This window comes from Acinetobacter indicus, from assembly GCF_009914475.1.
Taxonomy (GTDB): domain Bacteria; phylum Pseudomonadota; class Gammaproteobacteria; order Pseudomonadales; family Moraxellaceae; genus Acinetobacter; species Acinetobacter indicus.
Genome location: NZ_CP045198.1, coordinates 1,172,722 through 1,195,974 on the forward strand (window position 1 = coordinate 1,172,722; position 23,253 = coordinate 1,195,974).

A 23,253-nucleotide genomic window follows, 5' to 3' on the forward strand; every position below is an offset into this window, starting at 1 on the left:
CAAAGAAAAATCCCTTGTTCGCGCCAGCAAAAAAGGGATTAAAAATCAGTATATTTAGCAAATGATTAGCCAGTATTTAAACAGACTTGGCCAGAATAAAATCACTTTGCATTTGATAGCGTTTGCCTGTTTGATCTACACGAATCTCGAGCAATTGTTTCTCAAGATCGACATATAACAAATTTCGGGTGTTGACTTGCAGCAGTTCAAGCTGCTGACGCGACGCATCTGCAAAGCGAATCCGCCCTTGAATCACTTCCGGCGCATTGTGCCCGCTCATACTTTCACGCACCAAGGTATAGGTTTCATCCTGATGAAGTTCTAAAGATACTGCCATTCCCGGACAATCATCACAGCGCGATAAACAGTCCATACAAGGCGTGGTGCCTTTGAACTCACCAACCCACGCAGGAATTGCGGTCTTAGATTCCACCACGGTTTGGGATTGAGTTGAGTTTTGATCCTGACATCCGAGTAAAACTGAACTGGCCACCAGCGGAATCAAAATGACTTTTTTCATCTTTGCACAACATCAAATTGACTAGTGCCAGAACATAGCACAAGGCTGGACCAAAAATCATCTCAAACTGTTTAAAACCAGCCCTTACGGCCTTTTAACACACCATCGGCACAGCGTAAGGTTTCCTGGGTTAATCCCCACAAGCGATAATCGCCGGTGATGGAACCGGTCGGAAAATTATGGGTATAAGCAAAACTTAAATTCCGCTCTGGATCACACCAGGCACCCGAACCATTAAAACCAATATGACCAAAGCCCGAAGATGCCGACTTGCCCAGGCTCAGAATGCGGTGATAGCCCAAACGCCAATGCATCGGCAGCGGCATCACCCGGTCACGGGCGGTATATTGCACCTGACTTAAGGCCTGAAACACCTGTGGTGAAATCAGTCGTTGCCCCTGCCATTGGCCACCCTGCGCTAGCATGGCATAGATTTTGGCCAGACTTTGCGCGGTAAATACCCCGGAGGCTGCCGGCACAATCGCCTGTAAACCGGCATCACTAAAGAATGAAAATTTCTTCATGCCTTTGGGAATCATGGCATCCTGAAAATCTTGCGGATGTTGCCCACTGAAGGCCAGCAGCTTTTCTAAAGGCGATGCGGTACGTGCAGGTTTAGCAGCAGCCTGTTTTTTGGGAAGCTGGGCAGATTGGGCGGGCTGAGATGTGGCAAACGGTCGCGCCACCCGCGCTAATTCCTCTACCGGCACGCCAAAATAAGCTCCGTTTAATTCCAATGGCTCGCTTAAATGACGCTGCATCAATACAGCCAAGCTTTCATTACAGGCTTTTTCCAAGACACCACCGACCTGCCAGCCAAAGGTCAGGGGCTGATAGGCTGCATCACTGTTCGGCAGAAAACGCGGTTTGGCCGCGGCAATGACCTCCAGCATATGCGACCAGTCGGCCATTTCCGAGGCATCGGCAATCAGGTTACGGATATCGTATAAACCACTGCGATGGCACAGCATCTCTCTTAAAGTCAGCTGCTGTTTGCCCTGCGCTGCAAATTCTGGCCAATATTCAGCCACCGGCACATCATAATCCAGCCGCCCCTGACTCACCAGAATATGTGCCAGCGTGGCCAGCACGCCTTTTCCGGTAGAATAGCAGACCGACAGACTATCCGGCTGCCAGGCCTCATTGGCAGATTTTTGACCGGTATAAATATCAACGACTTTATGACCCTGAAAAGAAACCACCAGCGCAGCGCCGCCTTGCGTTGAGCGGGCATCCTGAAAACGGCTAAATAGATGGGCCAAATCTTTAAATGGTTCTTCCACTGAACCACGATAATTCTGAATATCTGCACGCAGATAATCTTTTACGCTGTTCATGCATCCTTTCCAGCAATATGGTGAACAATGAAAAAGCCCAAATCCGGTTTGGACTTAGGCGCTATGACTTAAAGTGGGCGAATGCTACCGCTGACATGCGGCTTCTGATTCTTTTTGCTGCGAATCAGGAAGTCAGTATTTTGCGCCTGCTGCGCCGTCAAGAATTCCACCTGAGATGGCAGATACATTGGCAACTTAAACCAGACATCAGCTTCATACGCATCTGGCAACTGGATATTGGCCAGCGCTTTGGCTTTACTCCACATGCCGTGTGCAATGGCCTGTTTAAAACCAAAGGCTTTGGCGGTTAACGCATGAATATGGATCAGGTTAAAATCTCCCGATGTCAGCGCATAACGACGACCGGTATTTTCCGACACATCCCATTGTCCTGCCGGTACATAATCCGGTACGGCACTTTCTGCTGCTTTGGCCGCGGGCTTGTTGCCACTTTTCTGACGCGACAAATAGGTGGTTAAACCTTCCATCACCACTTCATTACCAACTTTAGCAGTGGTGATAAAATCAAACTGTACGCCTTTGTCATGTGGCTGCAATTCACCAAACTTGCAGGATAAAGTCAGCTGCTCATTCACGCCAACTTTACGGTATTGCTTGAGCTGATTGCGGATATGCACCAGACCTAAAATCGGAAATGGGAAAGCTTCCGCAGTCATCATGTGCATTTGCAGGCTTTGCGATAACACCGCCAGATAAATGGCCGGAATATAGCCGTTATTTTTAAAACCACAGACTTCGTTATAGGCTTTCAGATGCTTCTGGTCGACCTTGAATGAATCCACTACATATTCAACTTGCGGCAGAACTTTTTCACCCTTCGGCTTTTTAAAAATTAAGCCCTGAATCACTTTTGGATAGGCTAAATACGGCTTGGGAAGTTGACTAAAATGGCGAGTATTCATACTGAACCTTTGGAATATTTATCTTTTAAATCACCCTTTCTTTAATAAGAATTGGGTTTTCTATTTTAATTCCCTCAAATCCCTCCCGACCTCCCTTCAAAAAGGGAGGAGAAGTCCCCCTTTATTAAAGAGGGATTTTAGGGGGGATTCCGAGTGAGGGATATATTAAGCCCCTAACAGACTCTGACCACAAACACGCACCACGTTACCATTTAAACCGGTAGATGCAGTTGAGGCAAAGAAGGCAATGGTTTCTGCGACATCAACCGGTAAACCGCCCTGACTCATCGAGTTCATACGGCGGCCCGCTTCACGAATGGCAAACGGAATGGCCGCAGTCATTTGGGTTTCAATAAAGCCCGGAGCCACAGCGTTAATAGTCACACCATTTTTCAGCACCGGTGCCGTATATTTCACCACTCCAATCACGCCTGCTTTTGATGCTGCATAGTTGGTTTGGCCCAGGTTACCGGCAATCCCTGAAATAGACGATACGCAGATGATACGGCCATTGGCATTCAGACCGTCATTTTCCAGCAGATAGTCGTTCACGCGTTCAATCGCAGCCAGGTTAATGTTAATCACCAGATCCCACAGTTCAGGCTTCATATTGGCCAGTGTCTTGTCACGGGTAATACCGGCATTGTGCACGATAATATCCAGACCGCCCTGTGCAGCAGCTGCCGCTTTAATCTCCTCGCCCGCATCAGCGGCGGTAATATCAATTGCCAAGGTTGAACCCCCAATTTCAGAGGCAACACGGTCCAAGTCAGCTTGTTGCTGTGGTACGTCCAGACAAATCACATGCGCGCCATCACGTGCCAATACATGCGCAATCGCTTCACCAATACCACGGCTGGCACCAGTCACAACCGCGGTTTTACCTGCTAGTGGTTTAGCCCAATCCACATCGACCGTGTCTGCTTTAGAAACACGAATCACCTGACCCGATACATAAGCCGAACGCGGTGACAAGGCAAAACGTAAGCTCGATTCCAGGTTCGCTTCAGCGCCGTCATCAACATAAATCAGATTGGCGGCAATGCCTTTTTTAAACTCCTTCCCGACCGATTTAACAAAGCCTTCCAGCGCACGCTGTGCAATTGCATGTTTTACCGTTTTGGCGGTTTCTGGCGTGGTGCCGATCACCACTACACGGCCAGAGGCCTGAATCTGGCGCGCCACCGGATTAAAGAAGTTATAGAGCGCATTTAACTGTTCAGAGTTCTGAATGCCTGAGGCATCAAAGACCACCGCTTTAAATTTAGATTCTTTATCGCCCGCGTTAAAAGCACACAGGTTTAAACCGGCTTGTGCAGCAGCCTGCTGTAATTCTGCATTATTGCCGGCATAGCTGTTGGCATGGATATTGGCCAGGACCTGGGCAATTGCACCCGATAATGTGCTTTCCGGCGCTGCGCCCAACAAAACTGCACCCTTGACCACAGGCGTGGCGCTGTCAAAACGCTCAAGGAAAGTTGGGGATGGCAGGCCTAAATTTTTAATGACAAATTTACCAATTGGAGATTTTGCAAAAGCTTGGTATTGGTCAGTCATGATTATTATCTCTCAGACAAAATGAATTTGTGATTGATCTAAAGTTATCCTTTAGCTTCAATATGATGTCAGATACTTTGTATTTCAATAGATCGATCAGTTTGTTATGAATAATACTTGAGATCATATACAGATGACTTGACCTGAAAGCATTCTGCAATGTCATTGTAGTCAATTCAGGCTATTCTAGATTATGCTAATGTAACCCCTAAGAAGATCATCAACATGCTTGGAAAAGCCTTATGAGCAAAACAACTCAAGAAAATCCGGCGGTCGAAAATTCTGCTACAGAAACTGTGTCAAATACATCAAAAAGTACAACGCGTACAACCAAAAGTTCTGGCACGGCAAATTCGTCAGCAAACCCTGCGGCTAAACCTGCACGCACCCGTGCGGCATCTACCCGTAAAAAAAGTACAACCCCTCCTCCTTCTGAAACTACAACTGAAACATCTGGTCAACAGGATAATACCATGAGCCAAAACACTGTCCGTCGCGTTGCGATTATCGGTGGTAACCGCATTCCATTTGCACGTTCAAATGGCGCTTACTTCACTGCCTCAAACATCGATATGTTCACCGCCGCTTTAAATGGTCTGGTAGAACGTTATCGTTTAGAAGGCCAACGCCTCGGTGAAGTCGTTGCCGGTGCCGTACTCAAACACAGCCGTGATTTTAACATGACTCGTGAGTGTGTACTGAACACTGAATTGGCTCCTGAAACACCTGCTTACGATATTCAGCAAGCGTGTGGAACCGGTTTGCAGGCAGCTTTTTTAGTGGCCAATAAAATTGCTCTGGGCCAAATTGAAGTCGGTATTGCTGGTGGTGTCGATACCACTTCCGATGCCCCGATTGCTTTTGGTGACGGTTTACGTAAAGCCCTGCTGGAGCTGAATATTGCCAAAACCGGTAAAGACCGCTTAAAAGCGCTGACCAAAATCAATATCAAAGACCTGATGGATGCACCGAAAAATGGTGAACCACGTACCGGTCTGTCAATGGGTGACCATCAGGCGATTACTGCGCTGGAATGGGGCATCTCGCGTGAAGCGCAGGATGAACTTGCTGCATCTTCACACCAGAAAATGGCAGCCGCCTATGAAGCAGGTTTCTTTGATGACCTGATCACACCATTCTTAGGTTTAGAGCGTGACAACAACTTGCGCCCGGATTCTTCAGTAGAGAAACTGGCTAAACTGAAACCAGCCTTTGGTAAAGGTGATGCGCGTACCATGACCGCAGGCAACTCAACCCCACTGACCGATGGTGCATCTTGTGTTCTGCTTGCTTCTGAAGAATGGGCCAAAGCCAATGGTCATGACGTACTGGCTTACTTAACCTTCCAGGAAACGGCTGCAGTTGATTTTGTCGAGAAGAAAGAAGGCCTGCTTATGGCGCCAGCCTATGCCGTACCACGGATGCTGGAACGTGCCGGTCTGACTCTACAAGACTTTGACTACTATGAAATTCACGAAGCTTTTGCTTCACAAGTGCTGTCGACCTTAAAAGCCTGGGAAGATCCAAAATTCTGTAAAGATCGCTTAGGTCTAGAAGCACCATTGGGTTCAATTGATCGTAACAAGCTGAACGTAAAAGGTTCTTCTCTGGCTGCTGGTCACCCATTTGCTGCAACCGGCGGACGTATTCTGGCGACTGCTGCCAAACTGCTGAATGAAAAAGGTTCAGGTCGTGTGCTGATTTCAATCTGTGCTGCAGGCGGTCAAGGTGTAACAGCGATTGTCGAGAAGTAATTTCCCCTGCCTTCACTGAAAAAGCCACTGCCTGGTGCAGTGGCTTTTTTTATGGACGTTTTATTACCTTTTTATTGTCTGCTCTTAAATTCATCAGACGTATTTTAAACAGACTCACGATAGGCCGGTGCATAGCCCAAACATACCTCAATCGCGTCATAACCCCACTGGAAGATAAAGGTATAGACCAGAATACATAAGGTCAGGCTTAAATCCAGCAAAAAGGCCTCGGGCAGACTCATCTGCATGGCATAGGCCACCATTGGAATGGTGGCTAACATTAAGCCTCCTTCGAAACCAATGGCATGTAAAATCCGTACTTTCACCGTACGCTTGAGCTGTCTGCGTGCTTCAAATTTTTCAAAAAAATGATTAAACAGCATATTCCACAAGACCGAGGTTACTGCCATAGCCACACCCAGGCTACCGGTCACTTCCAGCGGCATCTTGAAAATCAGGCTTAAAGCTAGGGCAATAATCACCAGTAAAATCAGTTCATAACTCAAGGCATGAATTAATCTTCTTTTCGACAGCAGCATGTTAAACCTTATCCATTTCATCAATTGTCGCCATCTTATTTTTAAATTATCGACAAATCGAGTTAGAATCTTTCAATATTATTGACAGGTTACTGCCCATGAATGTGAATCAGGAACAGCTGATCATTTTTAAAACCGTGATTGAATGCGGTTCTTTTTCCGCAGCGGCGCGGCAACTGGGAAAAGTGCCATCTGCAGTAAGTATGTCAATTGCCAATCTGGAAATTGACCTGAACTTGAATCTATTTCAACGCATCGGGCGTGAACCGGTGCCGACCGCACAGGCATTAACCCTGTATGAAAAGACCGAGCAACTGCTGGTTGAAATGAACCAGTGGAAACAGCATGCCGCAGCGTTAAGTGAAGGGCTGGAATCAGAACTGAATATTGTGGTGGTTTCCGAGCTGATTCATAGCGACTGGACCCAATACATTGCCCTGCTGCAGCAGGAATTTCCAACGCTACAGATCAATATATTTTCAGCGCCACAGGAAGATGCCATGCACATGCTGGTCGAACAGTCGGCGCAACTGGCAGTGATGTTTGAACGTGAACAGCTCGACAGTGGCGAGCAGTTTGTAGAACTGAAACGCGAAGCCTTGGTGCCGGTGGCGGCCCGAGATTTTGCCTTGGCTCAACAGGCACCGGTCAGCTTTGAAGCTATTTTGCACAGCCGGCAAATTGTGGTGGCCAGCCGTGACCGTCGTATTCAGCCGGAACTGTTATTTTCCAAACAGTACTGGCGCACTGATAATCATCATACTGCCTGCTCGTTAATTTTACAGGGTCTGGGCTGGGGTGTGTTGCCGCTGCAAATGCTGAATGAAAACCCGAACTTAAAGCAGCAACTACAGGTTTTGGACTTTCTGGATTTCTCGCCCAAGTTTGAATATTTTGTCGATCTGGTCTGGAGCCGTGAAAGCAAACTGGGGCTGGCTGCTCGTTTTTTGATTAATCACTTGCGCAATCAACGAAAAAGCACAAATTAGACACTGATCTGTAACGCTTTTCACTTGGGTTAAATCCAGTTTGTGTTATAAATAATTGCATAAGCAATAACCGAACAACTAGAGAAGCGGATTCAATGACACAGAACGCCTTAAACCAATTAAAACGCTTAACAACTATTGTGGCCGACAGCAGTGACTTAACTGCCATTGAAAAGTTTCGTCCTTTAGATGCAACAACCAACCCGTCTTTAATTACCGCGGCGGCTGAACAGGCCGACAGTAAACCGCTTTTAACCGAAGCCTTTGATCAGGCCAAAGCAGAAGGTTATCAGCAAGACGAACTGATTGAACGCACCATTGATATTTTAACCGTCAAGTTCGGGGTAGAAATTCTTAAACTGATTGATGGCCGTGTATCGACTGAGGTAGATGCCTCGCTGTCTTATGATACAGATGCCACTATTGCCAAAGCCAAAGAACTGCTGGCGCTATATAAAGAATATGGTATTGATCAGAAACGCATCCTGATTAAAATTGCTTCAACTTGGGAAGGCATTCAGGCCGCAAAACAGCTGGAAGCAGAAGGCATTCATACCAATTTAACCTTGCTATTCGGTCTGCATCAGGCACATGCCTGCGCTGATGCCAACGTCACGCTGATTTCCCCTTTTGTCGGGCGTATTCTGGACTGGTACAAAAAAGCCGAAAATGTCATGTACTACCCAATTGAAAAAGATCCGGGTGTGCTGTCCGTGAAAAAGATTTACCAGTTCTACAAACAGCATGCGGTGAAGACTGAAATCATGGGTGCCAGCTTCCGCAGTATTGATCAGGTCTTGGCGCTGGCCGGTTGTGACCTGTTAACCGTTTCACCCAACCTGCTGGCCGAACTGGAACAGGATGAGCGTGAAGTCACAGCACAACTCTCAAGTAACACGATTGAAGCTCAAGGCGAGCTGGAGCCGATCACAAAAGAGAAATTTAAACAGCAGCTGGAACATGACTTAATGGCCTTCCAGTTACTGCAAAGCGGTATTGATGGCTTTATTAAAGCGCGTGAACAGTTAAGCCAGTTATTGCGCCAAGGCTTTGGTATTGATGCCGAAATTAAAGCTTAATTTTTCTGTTTAGCCGCGCCGCTGTGCGCGTATTCCAGGCCGATGTTGCTATATAATGCTGCATCGGCCTTTTTAGTTCTCTGGATTTCCTGTGTTTGGTATCACTGACGTAATGACGTTCATTATTGGAACCATTTTAATTGTGATCCTGCCCGGCCCCAACTCTTTATATGTGATGTCAATTGCCTCACGCTTTGGCATTAAAGCCGGCTATCTGGGCGCTTTAGGCGTTTATACCGGTGACCTGATTTTAATCCTGTGTACCGCCTTTGGCGCAGCCTCCGTGCTACACAGTTTTCCATGGCTGTTTATAGCGCTGAAAATGATTGGCGCGCTGTATTTAAGTTATTTGGGCATACGTCTGATGATTGCCGCCTATCGCACCTGGCAGCCCGAGAAAAGCCGCTCGACTCAAACCAAGAATAGCAGCAGTACGCCAGAACAGGTTCATCCTTTTCGCACCGCATTAACCATTAGTATTTTAAATCCGAAAGCGATTCTGTTTTATCTGTCTTTTTTTGTGCAATTTGTTGATCCGGCCTATCCTTATCCGGCGCTGACCTTTACCCTGCTGGCCATTATTCTGCAAATCATCAGCATGAGTTATCTGTCAATTCTGATTTTTTCCGGAATGAAACTGGCAACCTATTTCAACCGGAATTACCGCCTTACCGCGACCGGTGTGGCCGCAGTTGGCCTGCTGTTTTGTGGTTTTGGCTTAAAACTGGCCAGCTCGACCCTATAAAAATCAAGCAAAATTTTTAACTTCTGATAAAGATTTGAGCGTTTAGATGGCCATTGAAAGGCGTATGATTTATCGGCTTTCTCTCCCATTTTTATTGTGCAACAGATTATGCAAAAGCTTATACATGATTTTTCTATTCCGGCTGTTTTTGCTGGATTTATCACTTTTTTAATTGGTATTAGTGTTTCTGCCGTACTGGTGATTCAGGCGGCGCAAACTTTAGGGGCCACAGCCGAACAGATTACCTCCTGGTTCTGGGCTTTGGGTCTGGGCATTGGCCTGTCGGGCTTGCTGCTCTCATGGAAATTCAAATATCCGGTGTCGACGTCCTGGTCAACCGCCGGGCTGGCCCTGATTATTGCCACGGGCAGTGGTTATAGTCTGAATCAGGCTATTGGGGCTTTTCTGGTGTGTGGCGTGCTGACTGCACTGTTGGGCTTTTTCGGTATTTTTGAACGTCTGTTTCGTTATATTCCACAAAGCCTGACCAGCGCCATGCTGGCCGGCGTGCTGCTGAAATTTGGTATTGCCTTGTTCGCCAGTATTCAACATGAATGGGCATTTATTCTGTCTTTACTGGCAGCCTATGTACTGTCAAAACGCTTCTGGCCACGCTATAGCATTGTACTGACCGTAATCGCGGCGATGCTGCTGTGCCCACTGGTACTGGATTTCCATTTTCCTGTGGTGAGCTGGTCATTGGCACAACCAGTGTGGATCAGTCCGGAATTTAGCCTGCCCGCGATTTTGGGTCTGGCTTTACCGTTGCTGGTGATTAATCTGGCCTCTCAATATTTGCCCGGCATCGCCATTATTAAAAGCTACGGCTATCAGCCGCATGTTAATCAGTTGCTCGGCTGGACCGGTACCGCGCAGGCCGTGTTATCGCCTTTTGGCTGTTATAGCGTGAATATTGCAGCGATTAGTGCCGCCGTTAGTCTGGATCATCAGGTGCATCCGGACCCATCAAAACGCTATATTGCCGGCATGAGCTGTGGCCTGTTTTATATCCTGATGGGCTTGTTTGCCGCCACCTTAACCAGCCTGCTGATGTCTTTTCCGGCAGTGCTGATTACTGCATTGGCCGGTATCGCCCTGTTTGGCACCATTGGCCATAACGCCTTTATTGCCTTTAAAGAGGTCGATGACCGGGAAGCCGCATTAATGACCTTTTTACTAAGCGCTTCAGGCATCCAGTTCTGGGGCATTGGCTCGGCCTTCTGGGGACTGGTTTGCGGTGTGGTGGTGTTACTGGTGATGAAATTTCCCTGGAAAGCCAAATCCTAAAGACTAACATGATGACCAGCAGATTTTAGGGCGCGGATCTATCTGTCTGATCCGCTTTACTATAATCGGCCAGAAATGACAGGGTCTGCTCAAAAGTCTGCTGGCTTTCGGGCAGATGCATTAAGAACTGATATTCATGAATCAGCCAGCGTTTAGAGTCGGGATAAAATATTGCTTTTACTGGCACCTGCTGCTGCTTTAACACCTCTAACAGCGGTAAAGATTGAGTATCAGTCAGAAAATCCTTATTGCCGCCACTTAAAAATACCGGTGGAAACGCGGGAGTAATATGCTGAATCGGTGAAATCTGCTGCAGAAATTCCGCATCCTGTTTGCGGTCGCCGGTATAGGCCTGCACCATGTTATAAATGCCCCACTCGACAATTTTGATTTCATCCGGCGCGGTTTTAATAAAATACGGTAAATCATAAATCCCGCAGTGCAAAATCACCCCTTTCAGCTGTGTTAAGGCCAGAACCGGCACAAATTCCGAATGCGCGGTAAATTCCGGATTACTCAACAAGGCTGCATAATGGCTGGCCAGATTGGCACCGGCAGAATCTCCAGCCAGAAATAGTTGCTCGGCATCAACACCAAACAGCGCGCCATGTTCCTGAATATAGGCCAGTGCCTGATTAATCTGGTGTAACTGGGTGGGATAAGTCGCCGCTGGCGCCAGTTGATATTGCAGTGAAAACACCGGATAACCGGCATCTGCCAGCCGTTTAAAATAACCGCGCGCATGGGCTTTGGAACCGGAAATCCAGCCACCGCCATGAATCCAGACCACGGCCGGGCGTAATCCGGTATCATCAGGTGTCTGTGCTGGCAAATAGACATCCATGCTTAAATCCGGATCTTGCTGATACTGGATATTTTCCAGCACCCGCACCTGCTGCGGTGCATCCCGATCCATCAGTTTCTGTTGCAATTGGGTGGTCAGATTAAATGCGCCAGCAATAATACGGCTATTACCGGCTGTGCTTTGGCAGCCACTCAGCACCAGCAGCAAGCTCATGCACAGACTTAACATCAGATACTTCATTTCACCCATCTTCCTGTTTATACAGCTGTTTTATTTTTCTTCACTATAAAGCAGCCGCCGCGCAGATGGAACCCGGTTTTTCACGACAATGCGATCTGACAATGTAGAGTATTCCAGTCAGAATTATTTGTTAAATCAAAGACCTACTTAAGTGGTATTGTGATTGAAAATCTGTATCTTTTTTGCAGACAGAACACCGGAATAAATTGAATGCCCCCCGGTGATGTGCTATCTATAGAGTATAGCTAAACATTAAGTTCATTATATCAATAAGGAGTTTCTCCATGGCGTATCAGCATATTCTCGTTCCGGTCGATGGTTCTCAAATTTCCTATTCTGCGGTGCAACATGCAGCTGAAATTGCCCGTGCCTTTAACAGTCAGCTGAGTCTGGTGAGTCTGGTGGCGGAAGACCCGTTCACTGATGCCGATTTCTATTATTCCTCTGCCATCATGAAAGAATATTTTGTGCAGGCACACGGTAATGCACAAAAAGCCCTGAAAGAAGGCCAGCAAATTGCCGAAGCTGCAGGCGTTACTGTAAGTACTAAAATTGTGGAAGGTGAAGTATCGGCCAAGCATGTGGTTGAAGCTGCACAAGAAATGGGCGTTGACCTGATTGTGATGGGTTCACACGGTCGTAAAGGCTTCCAGAAATTCCTGCTCGGTAGTTTTGCTCAGGATGTACTGCGCAGTTCTGAATTGCCGGTGCTGGTCATTAAGGCCTAATTGCCCTACTACAGCTCAGAATCCTGAATGCTTTTGATGTACTTTCATTCACTGTCAGTTTCAATAAAGCCCGCGATATTCATATGTAAAAATAAGGAAAACTGTCATGACCAGCTATAAACATATTCTTGTTCCAGTGGATGAATCCCCGATTTCTTATGCTGCTGTAGAACAGGCTTTAAGTCTGGCCAAAGATTTAGGCTGCCAGGTCACGGTAATGAGCGTGATTGCGGTTGACCCATTTGTCGGCGTCGATTTTTATAAAGTTGCTCCGGCCATTACCGACTATTTCATGCAGGCCGAAAAAAATGCCAAACTGCGCTTGCAGGAAATTCTTGATTCTTTCCAGCGTGAAGGCGTGCAGGTCGATCAGAAACTGGCGCACGGCGTTTCACCCTCAGATGGCATTATGCAGATTGCCGATGAAGTCGGTGCCGATCTGATTATTATGGGCTCACATGGCCGGACCGGTTTCAAGAAAATGATGCTGGGTAGCGTAGCGCAAAACGTGCTGACCCAATCGCCTATTCCGGTGCTAATTGTGAAAGTCTAAAGTAAATCTAAAGCTGCCATAAAAAAACTCCTCAACGTGAGGAGTTTTTTTTAAATCTGCTGAACAGCGGTCAGGGTTTGGAAATTTCCTGATGCAATGCCTGTAAAAACAGTTCTGCTTCAATTTTATTCGGAAAGATGCGCTGATACAGCCCCTTGTCCTGCATCGAGTGTGGTGTATATTCAATAGACACCATAAAACGCTCTTCATTCAATATTCTGTTCACTCTTAACGCAATAATATGTCGTGAATTCAAGTAAAAACCATCTTCAATTTTAACCAGCATCACTCAACCTCTTGTTCACGCCAGAACCCGGCTTTTTCACCTGAACCTTTCCAGACTAAAAATAAAAAAGCCCACCACAATGATGAGCTTTTTTATTTAAATTATCTAAACACGTTTCAGCCTTAATTTAGCATACTCCCCGCGAATATGCGGTAAAGTTCACATAAAGTTACAGCTAAATACCGAGAAAACAAAATAAATCTTCATTATTCTATTTTTTCGAGCGAAAGCTGCACCGGTTTAGACATTCAGCATACTGTTTAAAGTTTCAACCACGTTTTTCGATTTCACCAAGGGCTTCAAGGTTTCCAGGGCCACCTGTACCTGACTGCGCTGTGGTTCATCCAGCGTATACCAGCGTGACAGCACCTGCAGCAAACGTGAACCTAAAATCGGGTTCTTTTCATCGAGGTATTTGGCCAGATGGATATAATGCTGCACCCCAAAACTCCAGGTATTTACCGGATTCATATTCAGACCACCACTGACCGAACGAATGCGGTTTGGCGTACCCAGATCATAGTCCGGATGCTGGGTTAAGGTATGAATGGTTTCAGCCGTTGCATTTGGATGGGAGGCCTGTACAGTAAACCACTGGTCTAAAGACAGCGCTTCATCTTTAAAGCGGTCATAGAAATCCTGCAGGCAGGATTCGGCTTGCGGTGCATCATTCCAGACCAGTACACGTAGCGCGCCTAAACGTTCTGACATATTGCCAGTATTCTGATACTGCTGATGCGCCAGATCAAAGGCTTCGGTATCGCCCTGACGTGCCATCAGACTGAGCATAATATTCTTCAGCGCACGCACGCCCATGGCCTGTGAAAACTCTTTTTGCAGGTCCGGGTCCAGACTTAAGTAAGTTTCCTTACAGAAAGCACCCAATTCACGCGCCAGCGTATTTAACAAGGCTTCACGTTTTTCCTGAATGTCCACCGGACTATAGTGCTGATCAATCCGGCTGCCCAAATAACCTTCACTTGGTACATCAAAAATTCGTGAGGCCAGTAACGGGTCCTGATTGACCAGTGCCGGCACCGTGTTTTTCATGGCCTGAAGATAACTTTCTACCGCATGACCATTTAGCAAAATGCGCTCCAGCAAGGTCTGGGTCGCCTGCCACTGGTTAAAGCCGTTGGTTTCATACTGCATCAGGAAGGCCAACTCGGCATCACTGGCATCAAATTCCAGATTTACCGGCGCCGAGAAATTACGTAACAGCGACACCACCGGTTTGGCATTAATGCCGCTAAATTCGATGGTTGCCTCATCCTGATCAAACAGATACACGCCATCTTTTACGCCATTTTCAAACAGGGCCTCAGATTGCAACGTATATTGCTCGCCGGTTTCAGCATTAAACAGCGCCAAAGCCACCGGAATTGGCACGGCTTTCAGGTCTGGATATTTCGGATGCGCTTTCAGGCTCTGTTTAAAGCTTAAACGATAGGTTTGAGTCGAAGCATCATACTCGCCATGTGCCTGCAGTTTTGGAGTACCCGGCTGGTTATACCAAGTTAAAAATGCCGATAAATCAACGCCTGAACCCGCAGTCAGTGCCGCAACCCAGTCTTCGACCGTCACCGCCTGACCATCATGACGGCGGAAATACTCATCGGTACCCGCGCGGAATTTTTCCTTGCCGAGCAAGGTCGACATCATGCGGTTAATTTCCGCCCCTTTTTCATACACCGTGGCGGTATAAAAGTTATTAATTTCAACAAAATGATCTGGACGTGGCGGATGCGACAATGGGCCAGAATCTTCCGGGAACTGATGCGCTTTTAATACAGCGACATCATCAATCCGTTGTACTGCGGCCGATTGTAAATCTTCTGAAAACGACTGGTCACGGAAAACGGTCAAGCCTTCTTTTAGACACAGCTGGAACCAGTCACGACAGGTAATCCGGTTACCGGTCCAGTTATGGAAATATTCGTGTGCGATGACCGACTGAACCCGCATAATTGCCGCATCGGTGGTGTATTCTTCATCGGCCAGCACGCAAGAGGTGTTAAAGATGTTCAGGCCCTTGTTTTCCATCGCGCCCATATTGAACTGGCTAACCGCCACAATCATATAGTTGTCGAGGTCATACGGCAGACCATAATGTTCTTCATCCCAGCGCATGGAATGTTTTAACGCTTCCATGGCGATGTGACATTTAGGAATATCTTTTTCTACCGCATAAATTTCCAGTGCCACATTACGGCCTTCAGAAGTCACATAGCTGTCTTTCAGCACCGCTAAATCGCCGACCACACAGGCAAACAGATAACTTGGCTTTTTGGTCGGGTCCTGCCAGATCGCATAATGACGCTGGGCATCGACCTCGCCTTTTTCAATCAGGTTACCATTGGCCAGCAGCACCGGATATTTTTTATCGGCTTCCACCCGGGTAGTAAATACCGACAGCACATCCGGACGGTCCGGATAGAAGGTAATTTTACGGAAACCTTCCGGCTCATTCTGGGTCACAAACAGATCACCAGCCTGATACAGACCTTCCAGCATGGTGTTGCTTTCCGGATGAATCACCACCTGGGTTTCAATACGTGCACGATCTGGCGCATTCTGAATTACCAGCTGTTCAGCATCAAGCTGATAGTCATTTTCGGTCAGTTGCTGACTGTTCAGATGAATAGATTTCAGCTCAAGGTCACGGCCCAGCAGCACCAGATCACCTTCGGTCTGGCGCTGCATCTCCAAAATAGCATTGACGATGGTGTGGTCTGCATACACCTGAATATCCAGATTAATTGAATCCACCAGAAATGCAGGTTTTTGATAATCTTTTAAATAAATAGTTTGGTCTGCTTCAACCACTGGATTTGCTGCGATATTCATATCATGTCCTAATTGTTTATACGCCGGGGCATTATGCGGATGATGTCTTGATCATACGCCAACTTTTTCAGTCTGTCTGCTGAATGCGCTTCTGTTCTAATATGGGCATCCGGCCACAACTTTTCAATTCATCATTCAACTAAATCTGTTTAAAAATACAGAGATGCTGAATTATGCAGCGAATCCAACAGCTTAATCTGCCCGCTAAAATCTTCTCGCGCTGGTGTTGCGCCATGCTGGTGCTGTTCTGCCCATCTGACCTGAAATTCTGCGCTATTGAGATACAAGTTCCTACATAAAGCTGCCACTTGACTACATTCTGTAATCAAAGACCTGTGATCTGTGCAGCTAAAAATATACTGCGAGATAAAAACCGGATAATTTCCCAAGTCTAAACAGAGGCTTATTTAGACTTCGTCAAGATAAATCCGGTGACAATTCGCCAGCATTTGCGAAGGGAGATTTATTCAAATTTAGCTTTTCAATTTCGCTTCTAGAGTCAAACAGTTATCGGCTAAATGACGCTTTCAGTTGGATGGATCGCCATTTCAGCGTAGGTCATTACATTATTTTCAAATCGGCTACATTTTGTGCACGCTTCTTGCTTGTATTTAAAGGCGCCGAGCGCATGATAACAATGATGAAAAAACGAGAAGAGGTGTGAGATGTATTTAAAAGAGCATATCGTCCGTGTAGAAAATATTAAAACCCTGCAAACCCTCGATCAGGCCAACATCGACCATAAAGTGATTGCCCTCTTTATGAGCTGTGAAGGCATTCCCATGCAGACCAATGAAGTTACCTCTATTTTGAATACCTATGATGCCCTGGGTAGCAAGAAAATCCCAAGCAAAAAAGTACAGGCGCTAATTCAGGCCAAGCAACTTGGTGAGGAGGATGATTCGCTACCGTGTCCGGTATAATCTTCTCTCCTCTAACTTCCATTTAAAATACGGCGTCCTGCCGTATTTTTTATGAAAAAGAGCTGTTCAAGTCAGGGCGTTTAAATTCAGCATAGTGTCCAAGTTTTCTGCTTTATGTTTTTTTTGAGCAAACCAATGCGGTCCAGCCATGTATAATCCAGACATCCTATTTCTAAAATGATGACTGCACCTGAATATGCTCCAGATTCTGCAAAAACAGTTAGATGAAAGCACCTCGTGTCCGCTGTGCCGCGCTGCCATGTATTGGGTGGAAGCCGAACAGTACGATCAGGAGCTGAGCTATCACGAGTGCAGTTACTGCGAACATAAAGTGTATCCGGGCAATTTGCACAGTTGTCATTGCCCGGCCTGTGAAAAAAAACGCAAACAGCTGATTAAAGAAGCGCTGGTACAGGAAAACCGCAAGCTCAAAAATAAAGGCAAAGATAAAGACATGATTGAGCACAAGCTGAATCAGTTAAGCTTTATCCAGAAACTGTTTTTATTGTCGATGCTGGACGATCAGGTACATGAAAATACCCAGCATGATGAATATATTTACTGGGAACGGATTAAATTCCAGCCTTTTTCACCCAACTATTTATATCAGAAACAGCTGATCAAACAGCTGCTTGACCAGCAGATTCTGGTGGCCAAGGAATTTGCCGATGAAGCCGGCCAGTATTATGTGAATGTGCGGCTGGATGGTTATTCAGAGCCGAGCCTGTTCAGTATTACCCATCAGCTTCGACAATGGTTTTACCAGAATTTGAGTCAGGGCGTGCCCTTTCACAGTTCAGATGAAGTCAAAGATGCCATCTATGAACTGATGTATGAAAAAGTGGTGCAGTTCATGCAGTTTTATTGCCGCATCTGGCAGGTGCAAATTTCTGGCAATAACAGTTTTAAAAGCCTGTGTTTTCGCCTGCTGGACAGCCTGGCAGCGGGTCAGATTTTTTATCTGGTACAAACCGCGCTGGATTATCTGCATGGCCAGAAATTATTACAGCCGCGCAATGAAAAATTCATTAATACCAATCTGCTGAAAAAAACCGTAGAACAGTACCGTGAACGTGGCCTGCAAGAAAAATGGATGACCACCACGCTGCCACATCCACCACAACTACCGATGAGCAAAATGGTGGAAATTCTATTTTTCCGTTTTCTCAATTATGATGAAATGATCTTTGTACAACCGATCTGGAAAATCTGGGAAAAGATTGAACCGCGCTTAAAATTTTATGCCTTAAAACGCTGTATGCACTGCGGCTCGGATGAACTGGATGTCGATTATGATGCCCAGCATTATGTGTCCTTGTTCTGCCGTCGCTGTAAACAGCAAGACCACTACTTTACCCAATAAAGGGGTAACTGATGAATTATCCAGAACAGCTTTCCACTCTTGACAGCAGCCTGCCCGATGAAACCGCGGCAATGATTGAAAAAATTATTGAAGCCTGGAGCCTGCTTAAAACCCGGCAACCACTGGTGCAATGTATCACCAACAGTGTCGCCACCAATTACACCGCCAATATTCTGCTGGCTGCCGGTGCATCACCGGCCATGATTGATAATCCTTTTGAAGCAGAAAGCTTTAGCAGTATTTGCAGCGCCTTAAGTATTAATTTGGGCACACCGACCAGCGAACAGATGCAGGCCATGCAGATTTCGGCAGAAACGGCCCAGCGTCTTGCCAAACCGTGGGTGCTGGACCCGGTCGGTTATGGGCCCGTCTTAAAATGGCGCTCAGATATGGTTGATGCGCTATTGGCCTTTCAACCGAGTGTGATTCGCGGCAATGCGTCGGAAATTGGCGGCTTGGCCGGCGCACAGGTAGAATCCAAAGGTGTTGATTCGACCCTGGACAGCACCGCGGTATATGCACAGGCCAAAAGCCTCTTGGCGCATGCCGAATGTATTGCCATTTCCGGTGAATCCGATTTTATTCTGTCCAGACAGCTGGAACAGGTGGTGCAGGTGAATGGTGGCTCGGAATTACAGCCCAAAGTCACCGCAACCGGCTGTGCCCTAGGCGCTTTAATTGCAGCGTATGCCGCGGTCAGTCCGGTGACCATTGCCACCATTGCCGCGCATGTCCATTTTGCCATTGCCGGAAAACTGGCCCACGCGCAAAGTTCACAGGTTGGCAGTTTTAATGTGGCGTTTATAGATGCAATTTTCAGTCTGGATGCGGACACCATCCGTGAACATGCCGATTTAAAATTTCTGGCGCCTTAAGACACCTTCCAGTCCAAAGCAAAGTTGAGTGCCGTTTCGGTCAGGGTTTTACTGTCTAAACGGCAAATACACATCAGGCCGATGCCATCAAAATAGTCCGGTGCGTGTTGCAGAAAAAAATCACAATGCGGATTGGCATGCACTCTTAACTGTTGCAGCTCCTCTTCACTGCGCAGCGGCACACAGGTCTGATGCACATAAATATCTTCATCACGCTTCTGGATGTCGTGTTGCCGGCTGGCCATCACCTGCAACACGCTTAAATAATCCTCCGGCATCCGGATATCACTGCGTGGATAAAAGCCCCGAACACGTGATACAAAATGTGCATAAAGCTTCGGCTGGTTGATGGTGGCAATAAACCACATGGGCGTTAAAGGATATTTAAAGCGCTGGTTCAGCATGGCTTTGAGCGCACTGTTGATGATTTTATGGTTGTATTGATGGCGATAGCTTTTTAAAAAACTGGCGCGTGAGTTGACCACCAGAATTGGCTGATGTAACAGGGTTAAGGCCAACAGTGGAATAATGGTCTGCCCGACCAGTTTGCCACGATGATGATATTGAATAATAGTGACCGAAATTGCCTGCGGGTCATACAGATATTTCTTTAGCTCCTTTTCACAGGTTAACGTAAACACCTGCTGATCAAACTCGGCAATTTTTTCAAAAAAATAATCTTGTTGTTGTGTGGATAAGGCTTTGAAGTCAAACACCGTCTCAGTGATATCCATAATCCTTCACCCTATGATTGTTTTAATTTTTCAGACTCATTTTAGTGTCACAACTCGGAATCAGTTATCACTATTTTCCTGGATTTGTCCATTTTGTGATAAATCATTGTAATTATATGAAATAATTCATATTAATCAAGATAATTGTGAGTAAATTTAATCTAATGATTTTACAACGCTTATCTGGGCTTTCTCGCTAAAAAACCTGATAATTCAGCGAATTAATGAGATCTGGTTAACATTTTAATTCGACCAAAGGTTATTTGCCTACCATCTACACACCGGCGAAATAACCGCCGTTATATTACATGAATTTTCAACTAAAAATCAGAATGAATCATAAAAAACCAGTGAAAAATCACTGGTTTTTGTGAAACAAAAAATGTGTGAAGAATTAAAACAACTGGAAAGCTTTAGATGCCCAGCCGCGTGCAGCCGATGAACTGACCGCAGGCAAAGGTTGTCCTCCATAAACTACGCTGCCCTGCCGATCCTGATAACTCATCCAGCCAATGGTGTCAGCAAAGCCAACTGGGGCTTGGCTATAGTCACACACGCCTTGCGGGAAAACCCGATGCAATCGCTGGAGCTGTTCATTGCTAAAGCGGACCGTATTGCCATAATCCGACACATTTAAAGGTTTCAGCTGACACTTGTTGGCATAGGTGGTCAGGCTGTCCCCGGCCACCATACGCGGTGTGCCATATACCGGTAATCTGAGCGTGCTGCACAGATTCTCGCGGTTAATGATGCCGGCAGTAATACAAGCATCTTTTACATCTGCCGGTTTGTTTTGGGTCAGTTTGGTGGCAATAGGCAAATCACTTAAGTCTTTTTCGACATTGCTTAACCAGCGGTCCATATCATTAAAGCTGATTTCCAGACATTTGGCATCGGCAATCATGACCAGATCACCGCCATAAATCACATGGTTATTATAATTGCCATGCGCTTTTTCCAGTCGCGCCCGAATGGCAAAGGCACGATAGGAATCATGGAACAGCGCCGGGTCCGGACCTCGACAGTCAATAATCGCCACTTTATTCAGGTTGTTCCCAACATTAATTAAGCCACTGCGATAGGCATTGTTCAGCGCCATATAATTGGCTTCTAGACGTTCAGGCACCGCCTGAATATCAATATCCACACCGCCTATTTTTTCGTTTAACTGTACAAACTGTTCTGGGGTGATGATATTTTTCATCAAGCTGTCTAGGCCATATTGTACCCCGACATTATCCATCGGCAGGCCGGCAAAACCGCGACCAATCCGTTTTTCAGTTTCGGTCCACAGCTCCGTTGGACGTGGGGCCAGCAAATTAATTGCAGCATCCTGAATCGAGCAACGAATGCCTTGAGGATTATTGGTGGCATGATATAACTGCGCCGATGAAATTCCCTTGCAGATGGTATTTGGCCGCGCCACATCAAACTGGGCCAGCTCACTGACATAGCCATTAATTTCAGAAATATGTCCCTGAACATGCGCAATCTGATGCGGCAAGAAGCTTAAACGGCCTTCTGGAGTCTGGAAATAATTAATCATCAGGTGATAATCGGCGAACTGTGAAGCGGTACTCCAGGCATCAGGGAATGAGCAAGTGGGTAAAATCCCCTGATAAATTCCCGGATAGGCATTGGCCACCCATTGTGCTGCCAGCGCACCACCTGAACAGCCCTGCCCGATGGTATAGCGCAAGGTGCCATACTGCTCAATAAAACGCTCTTTGGCCATAATCAGCGATTCTGCCTGAATCGCCAGATTACAGTTATGACCGCTATGAGACAGTGCAGTCGACATCACCCCAAAGCCGCGGCCTAAAGCCAAAATGGTGACATCAGGCAAAATGGAACTTGAAGTGGCAATGACCGTTGGCGCAGAGGCAGACTGGTAATCATTACCACAGCTTTGGCCATGCGTGACCACCAGTTTATGGTTAAATTGCGCTTGTGGCTTTAAGGCGGTCCACGGCTGGTTCGGATCATACAACACCGCAAAACGGTATTCATCGCGGTTCTGATAGCCCACTTCCTCACGCACAATAAATGGCACCGTTAGTCCTTCATCGGTAGTGGTGGTGGCAATATTCTGACTGGCCGGCGGTTGTGCCGGGTCATAACTTTTAATGAGTCCCAAGCGATCTTTATAGTAATAGTTATATTGCACAGCCTTTTGACAGAACTGATCGGTCGACGCATTAGTACAGGTCCAGGGCTTTAACTGCGGGCCAGACAGTAATGGTCCACTCGAAGGATGATTGATCAGGCTTAAATTCTGATAATAACGCCCTGCTTCAACCTTGAGTTGATTATCGCCCAGTTTAAGTCCTTCAACTAAGGCTTGGCGCTGCTCATTGGCAAATGCATCACTAATATTTTGTCCATTCAGGGACACTTTCAACGCCGTAGTTTGAATATCATCGGGCAGATCCAGTTTCAGCAATACATCCGAGTCTGTAATTAAATCTGGCCGGGTGGATAACACCTCCACCATTTCCCGTTCTACTTTTGAAGATGTTCCTGAACCGGAAGAATCTCCACCTCCGCCACCACAGCCATACAATATGACACTACACACCGCAATATTGAGGCTATTGAATACCAGTTTTCCTTTCATACGCTCATCCATAAATTATTATTTTTCTGAAGTTTTTATATGTATAACTTCATTCATGAGCATAAAGATAATTTGACAACAACTATTGTCATTATTGTTATTTATTGTTTTATGGGCTGTTTTAAAAAATCACCAAAATCAGGGATAAAAACCAAATTCTGCTTCTGAATATCTGATTTAATTTCAAGCTATTTTGCATGACTAAAAAGATGAATAGTTATATAACTTTTACTTTAATTAACTTGGTAAATGATTAAATTCTTTTATTCCCGTGTAATATTTTCCGTTTTATTGGAAAACTTTTGTAACCATTTAACGATGAAATGAGAAATTTAAAACATCCAAATTTCAGATAAAAAATGCTTAATTTTGAGCAATAAAACTTTCTCCTCCCCCACTTTTGACTATGACCTTCCATTTATAACCAGCAGATCAGAAAAACTTTCGTAGGTTGAAGTGAAATAGTGTGCTTTAATACGCTGAGTATGAGATGAGCCTTATATGAGTATCACGTGAGTGATACGACTAGCCCCGTTAATTTTTAAAATTACG

20 protein-coding genes are annotated in these 23,253 nt (G+C 46.1%); 10 read left to right on the forward strand and 10 right to left on the reverse strand.

What is annotated here, in order from left to right; genetic code table 11:
* Window positions 1–76: 76 nt before the first annotated feature.
* The 4 genes from GA693_RS06105 to GA693_RS06120 all read right to left on the reverse strand — a co-directional run bounded on the left by GA693_RS06105 (window position 77) and on the right by GA693_RS06120 (window position 4,337).
* On the reverse strand, window positions 77–520 hold the full coding sequence (locus GA693_RS06105; RefSeq protein ID WP_160241233.1) for a copper resistance protein NlpE N-terminal domain-containing protein: 444 nt from the start codon (window positions 518–520) through the stop codon (window positions 77–79).
* Window positions 521–591: 71 nt separating this feature from the next.
* On the reverse strand, window positions 592–1,857 hold the full coding sequence (locus tag GA693_RS06110; protein WP_160241232.1) for a serine hydrolase domain-containing protein: 1,266 nt from the start codon (window positions 1,855–1,857) through the stop codon (window positions 592–594).
* A 68-nt stretch (window positions 1,858–1,925) separates the two neighbouring features.
* Complete coding sequence (locus tag GA693_RS06115; protein ID WP_104489202.1) at window positions 1,926–2,780, reverse strand: MaoC family dehydratase; 855 nt, start codon at window positions 2,778–2,780, stop codon at window positions 1,926–1,928.
* Between the two features lie 165 nt (window positions 2,781–2,945).
* On the reverse strand, window positions 2,946–4,337 hold the full coding sequence (locus GA693_RS06120) for a 3-oxoacyl-ACP reductase (RefSeq protein WP_160241231.1): 1,392 nt from the start codon (window positions 4,335–4,337) through the stop codon (window positions 2,946–2,948).
* Between the two features lie 242 nt (window positions 4,338–4,579).
* Here GA693_RS06120 and GA693_RS06125 point away from each other — a divergent pair, with 242 nt between their 5' ends.
* Entirely contained in the window at window positions 4,580–6,091 is a 1,512-nt protein-coding gene (locus tag GA693_RS06125; RefSeq protein WP_045795462.1) for an acetyl-CoA C-acetyltransferase, read from the forward strand.
* Between the two features lie 104 nt (window positions 6,092–6,195).
* Here the strand turns inward: GA693_RS06125 and aceI are convergent, their stop codons facing one another.
* Window positions 6,196–6,630, reverse strand: coding sequence for a chlorhexidine efflux PACE transporter AceI (gene aceI / locus GA693_RS06130; protein WP_160241230.1), 435 nt, complete (start codon window positions 6,628–6,630; stop codon window positions 6,196–6,198).
* A gap of 98 nt (window positions 6,631–6,728) precedes the next feature.
* Here aceI and aceR point away from each other — a divergent pair, with 98 nt between their 5' ends.
* The 4 genes from aceR (at window position 6,729) to GA693_RS06150 (ending at window position 10,730) form a co-directional block, all read left to right on the forward strand.
* Window positions 6,729–7,619 (forward strand): HTH-type transcriptional regulator AceR, encoded by an 891-nt coding sequence (gene aceR, locus GA693_RS06135; RefSeq protein ID WP_005178622.1) that lies wholly within the window; start codon window positions 6,729–6,731, stop codon window positions 7,617–7,619.
* Between the two features lie 95 nt (window positions 7,620–7,714).
* Window positions 7,715–8,698: a transaldolase gene (gene tal, locus GA693_RS06140; protein WP_160241229.1), complete on the forward strand. Its 984-nt coding sequence runs from the start codon at window positions 7,715–7,717 to the stop codon at window positions 8,696–8,698.
* Between the two features lie 91 nt (window positions 8,699–8,789).
* Window positions 8,790–9,443, forward strand: a complete 654-nt coding sequence (leuE, locus tag GA693_RS06145) for a leucine efflux protein LeuE (RefSeq protein WP_104489198.1) — start codon at window positions 8,790–8,792, stop codon at window positions 9,441–9,443.
* Between the two features lie 108 nt (window positions 9,444–9,551).
* The gene (locus GA693_RS06150; protein ID WP_127798830.1) at window positions 9,552–10,730 is read left to right on the forward strand and encodes a benzoate/H(+) symporter BenE family transporter; all 1,179 of its coding nucleotides are present in this window, start codon (window positions 9,552–9,554) and stop codon (window positions 10,728–10,730) included.
* A gap of 25 nt (window positions 10,731–10,755) precedes the next feature.
* Here the strand turns inward: GA693_RS06150 and GA693_RS06155 are convergent, their stop codons facing one another.
* On the reverse strand, window positions 10,756–11,775 hold the full coding sequence (locus GA693_RS06155) for an alpha/beta hydrolase (protein ID WP_160241228.1): 1,020 nt from the start codon (window positions 11,773–11,775) through the stop codon (window positions 10,756–10,758).
* A gap of 284 nt (window positions 11,776–12,059) precedes the next feature.
* Here GA693_RS06155 and GA693_RS06160 point away from each other — a divergent pair, with 284 nt between their 5' ends.
* Window positions 12,060–12,503 (forward strand): universal stress protein, encoded by a 444-nt coding sequence (locus GA693_RS06160; protein WP_005178628.1) that lies wholly within the window; start codon window positions 12,060–12,062, stop codon window positions 12,501–12,503.
* A gap of 106 nt (window positions 12,504–12,609) precedes the next feature.
* Complete coding sequence (locus GA693_RS06165; RefSeq protein WP_005178630.1) at window positions 12,610–13,056, forward strand: universal stress protein; 447 nt, start codon at window positions 12,610–12,612, stop codon at window positions 13,054–13,056.
* Between the two features lie 70 nt (window positions 13,057–13,126).
* Here GA693_RS06165 and GA693_RS06170 read toward each other — a convergent pair whose 3' ends face one another.
* Together GA693_RS06170 and pepN are read right to left on the reverse strand one after the other, a co-directional pair.
* Window positions 13,127–13,342 carry a hypothetical protein gene (locus tag GA693_RS06170; protein WP_005178631.1) on the reverse strand — a complete coding sequence of 72 codons (216 nt, stop codon included), beginning with the start codon at window positions 13,340–13,342 and terminating at the stop codon, window positions 13,127–13,129.
* Window positions 13,343–13,582: 240 nt separating this feature from the next.
* A complete protein-coding gene (gene pepN, locus GA693_RS06175; RefSeq protein WP_104489196.1) occupies window positions 13,583–16,189 on the reverse strand; it encodes an aminopeptidase N in 2,607 nt (868 codons plus the stop codon).
* Between the two features lie 665 nt (window positions 16,190–16,854).
* On the opposite strand from pepN, the gene GA693_RS06180 reads away from it, so the two are divergent.
* From GA693_RS06180 to thiM, 3 genes are all read left to right on the forward strand, one after another.
* The gene (locus GA693_RS06180) at window positions 16,855–17,112 is read left to right on the forward strand and encodes a hypothetical protein (RefSeq protein WP_005178638.1); all 258 of its coding nucleotides are present in this window, start codon (window positions 16,855–16,857) and stop codon (window positions 17,110–17,112) included.
* 196 nt (window positions 17,113–17,308) lie between these two features.
* Window positions 17,309–18,475 (forward strand): hypothetical protein, encoded by a 1,167-nt coding sequence (locus GA693_RS06185; protein ID WP_005178640.1) that lies wholly within the window; start codon window positions 17,309–17,311, stop codon window positions 18,473–18,475.
* Window positions 18,476–18,486: 11 nt separating this feature from the next.
* Entirely contained in the window at window positions 18,487–19,350 is an 864-nt protein-coding gene (gene thiM, locus GA693_RS06190) for a hydroxyethylthiazole kinase (RefSeq protein ID WP_016659073.1), read from the forward strand.
* Here the strand turns inward: thiM and GA693_RS06195 are convergent.
* Both GA693_RS06195 and GA693_RS06200 read right to left on the reverse strand, forming a co-directional pair.
* The gene (locus GA693_RS06195; protein ID WP_005178643.1) at window positions 19,347–20,084 is read right to left on the reverse strand and encodes a hypothetical protein; all 738 of its coding nucleotides are present in this window, start codon (window positions 20,082–20,084) and stop codon (window positions 19,347–19,349) included. The two genes, thiM and GA693_RS06195, sit on opposite strands and share 4 nt — an antisense overlap.
* 394 nt (window positions 20,085–20,478) lie before the next feature.
* Window positions 20,479–22,701 carry a DUF6351 family protein gene (locus tag GA693_RS06200; RefSeq protein ID WP_160241227.1) on the reverse strand — a complete coding sequence of 741 codons (2,223 nt, stop codon included), beginning with the start codon at window positions 22,699–22,701 and terminating at the stop codon, window positions 20,479–20,481.
* Between the last annotated feature and the right edge of the window lie 552 nt (window positions 22,702–23,253).

Bases quoted from the DNA above. Each gene is read 5' to 3' on its own strand.
- GA693_RS06125 (WP_045795462.1), top strand. From the start codon at position 4,580: ATGAGCAAAACAACTCAAGAAAATCCGGCGGTCGAAAATTCTGCTACA.
- GA693_RS06150 (WP_127798830.1), top strand. From the start codon at position 9,552: ATGCAAAAGCTTATACATGATTTTTCTATTCCGGCTGTTTTTGCTGGA.
- GA693_RS06170 (WP_005178631.1), bottom strand. From the start codon at position 13,342: ATGCTGGTTAAAATTGAAGATGGTTTTTACTTGAATTCACGACATATT.
- GA693_RS06165 (WP_005178630.1), top strand. From the start codon at position 12,610: ATGACCAGCTATAAACATATTCTTGTTCCAGTGGATGAATCCCCGATT.
- GA693_RS06180 (WP_005178638.1), top strand. From the start codon at position 16,855: ATGTATTTAAAAGAGCATATCGTCCGTGTAGAAAATATTAAAACCCTG.
- GA693_RS06105 (WP_160241233.1), bottom strand. From the start codon at position 520: ATGAAAAAAGTCATTTTGATTCCGCTGGTGGCCAGTTCAGTTTTACTC.
- GA693_RS06120 (WP_160241231.1), bottom strand. From the start codon at position 4,337: ATGACTGACCAATACCAAGCTTTTGCAAAATCTCCAATTGGTAAATTT.
- aceI (WP_160241230.1), bottom strand. From the start codon at position 6,630: ATGCTGCTGTCGAAAAGAAGATTAATTCATGCCTTGAGTTATGAACTG.
- GA693_RS06200 (WP_160241227.1), bottom strand. From the start codon at position 22,701: ATGAAAGGAAAACTGGTATTCAATAGCCTCAATATTGCGGTGTGTAGT.
- thiM (WP_016659073.1), top strand. From the start codon at position 18,487: ATGAATTATCCAGAACAGCTTTCCACTCTTGACAGCAGCCTGCCCGAT.
- pepN (WP_104489196.1), bottom strand. From the start codon at position 16,189: ATGAATATCGCAGCAAATCCAGTGGTTGAAGCAGACCAAACTATTTAT.
- GA693_RS06160 (WP_005178628.1), top strand. From the start codon at position 12,060: ATGGCGTATCAGCATATTCTCGTTCCGGTCGATGGTTCTCAAATTTCC.
- GA693_RS06115 (WP_104489202.1), bottom strand. From the start codon at position 2,780: ATGAATACTCGCCATTTTAGTCAACTTCCCAAGCCGTATTTAGCCTAT.
- GA693_RS06195 (WP_005178643.1), bottom strand. From the start codon at position 20,084: ATGGATATCACTGAGACGGTGTTTGACTTCAAAGCCTTATCCACACAA.
- GA693_RS06155 (WP_160241228.1), bottom strand. From the start codon at position 11,775: ATGAAGTATCTGATGTTAAGTCTGTGCATGAGCTTGCTGCTGGTGCTG.
- GA693_RS06110 (WP_160241232.1), bottom strand. From the start codon at position 1,857: ATGAACAGCGTAAAAGATTATCTGCGTGCAGATATTCAGAATTATCGT.
- GA693_RS06185 (WP_005178640.1), top strand. From the start codon at position 17,309: ATGCTCCAGATTCTGCAAAAACAGTTAGATGAAAGCACCTCGTGTCCG.
- tal (WP_160241229.1), top strand. From the start codon at position 7,715: ATGACACAGAACGCCTTAAACCAATTAAAACGCTTAACAACTATTGTG.
- aceR (WP_005178622.1), top strand. From the start codon at position 6,729: ATGAATGTGAATCAGGAACAGCTGATCATTTTTAAAACCGTGATTGAA.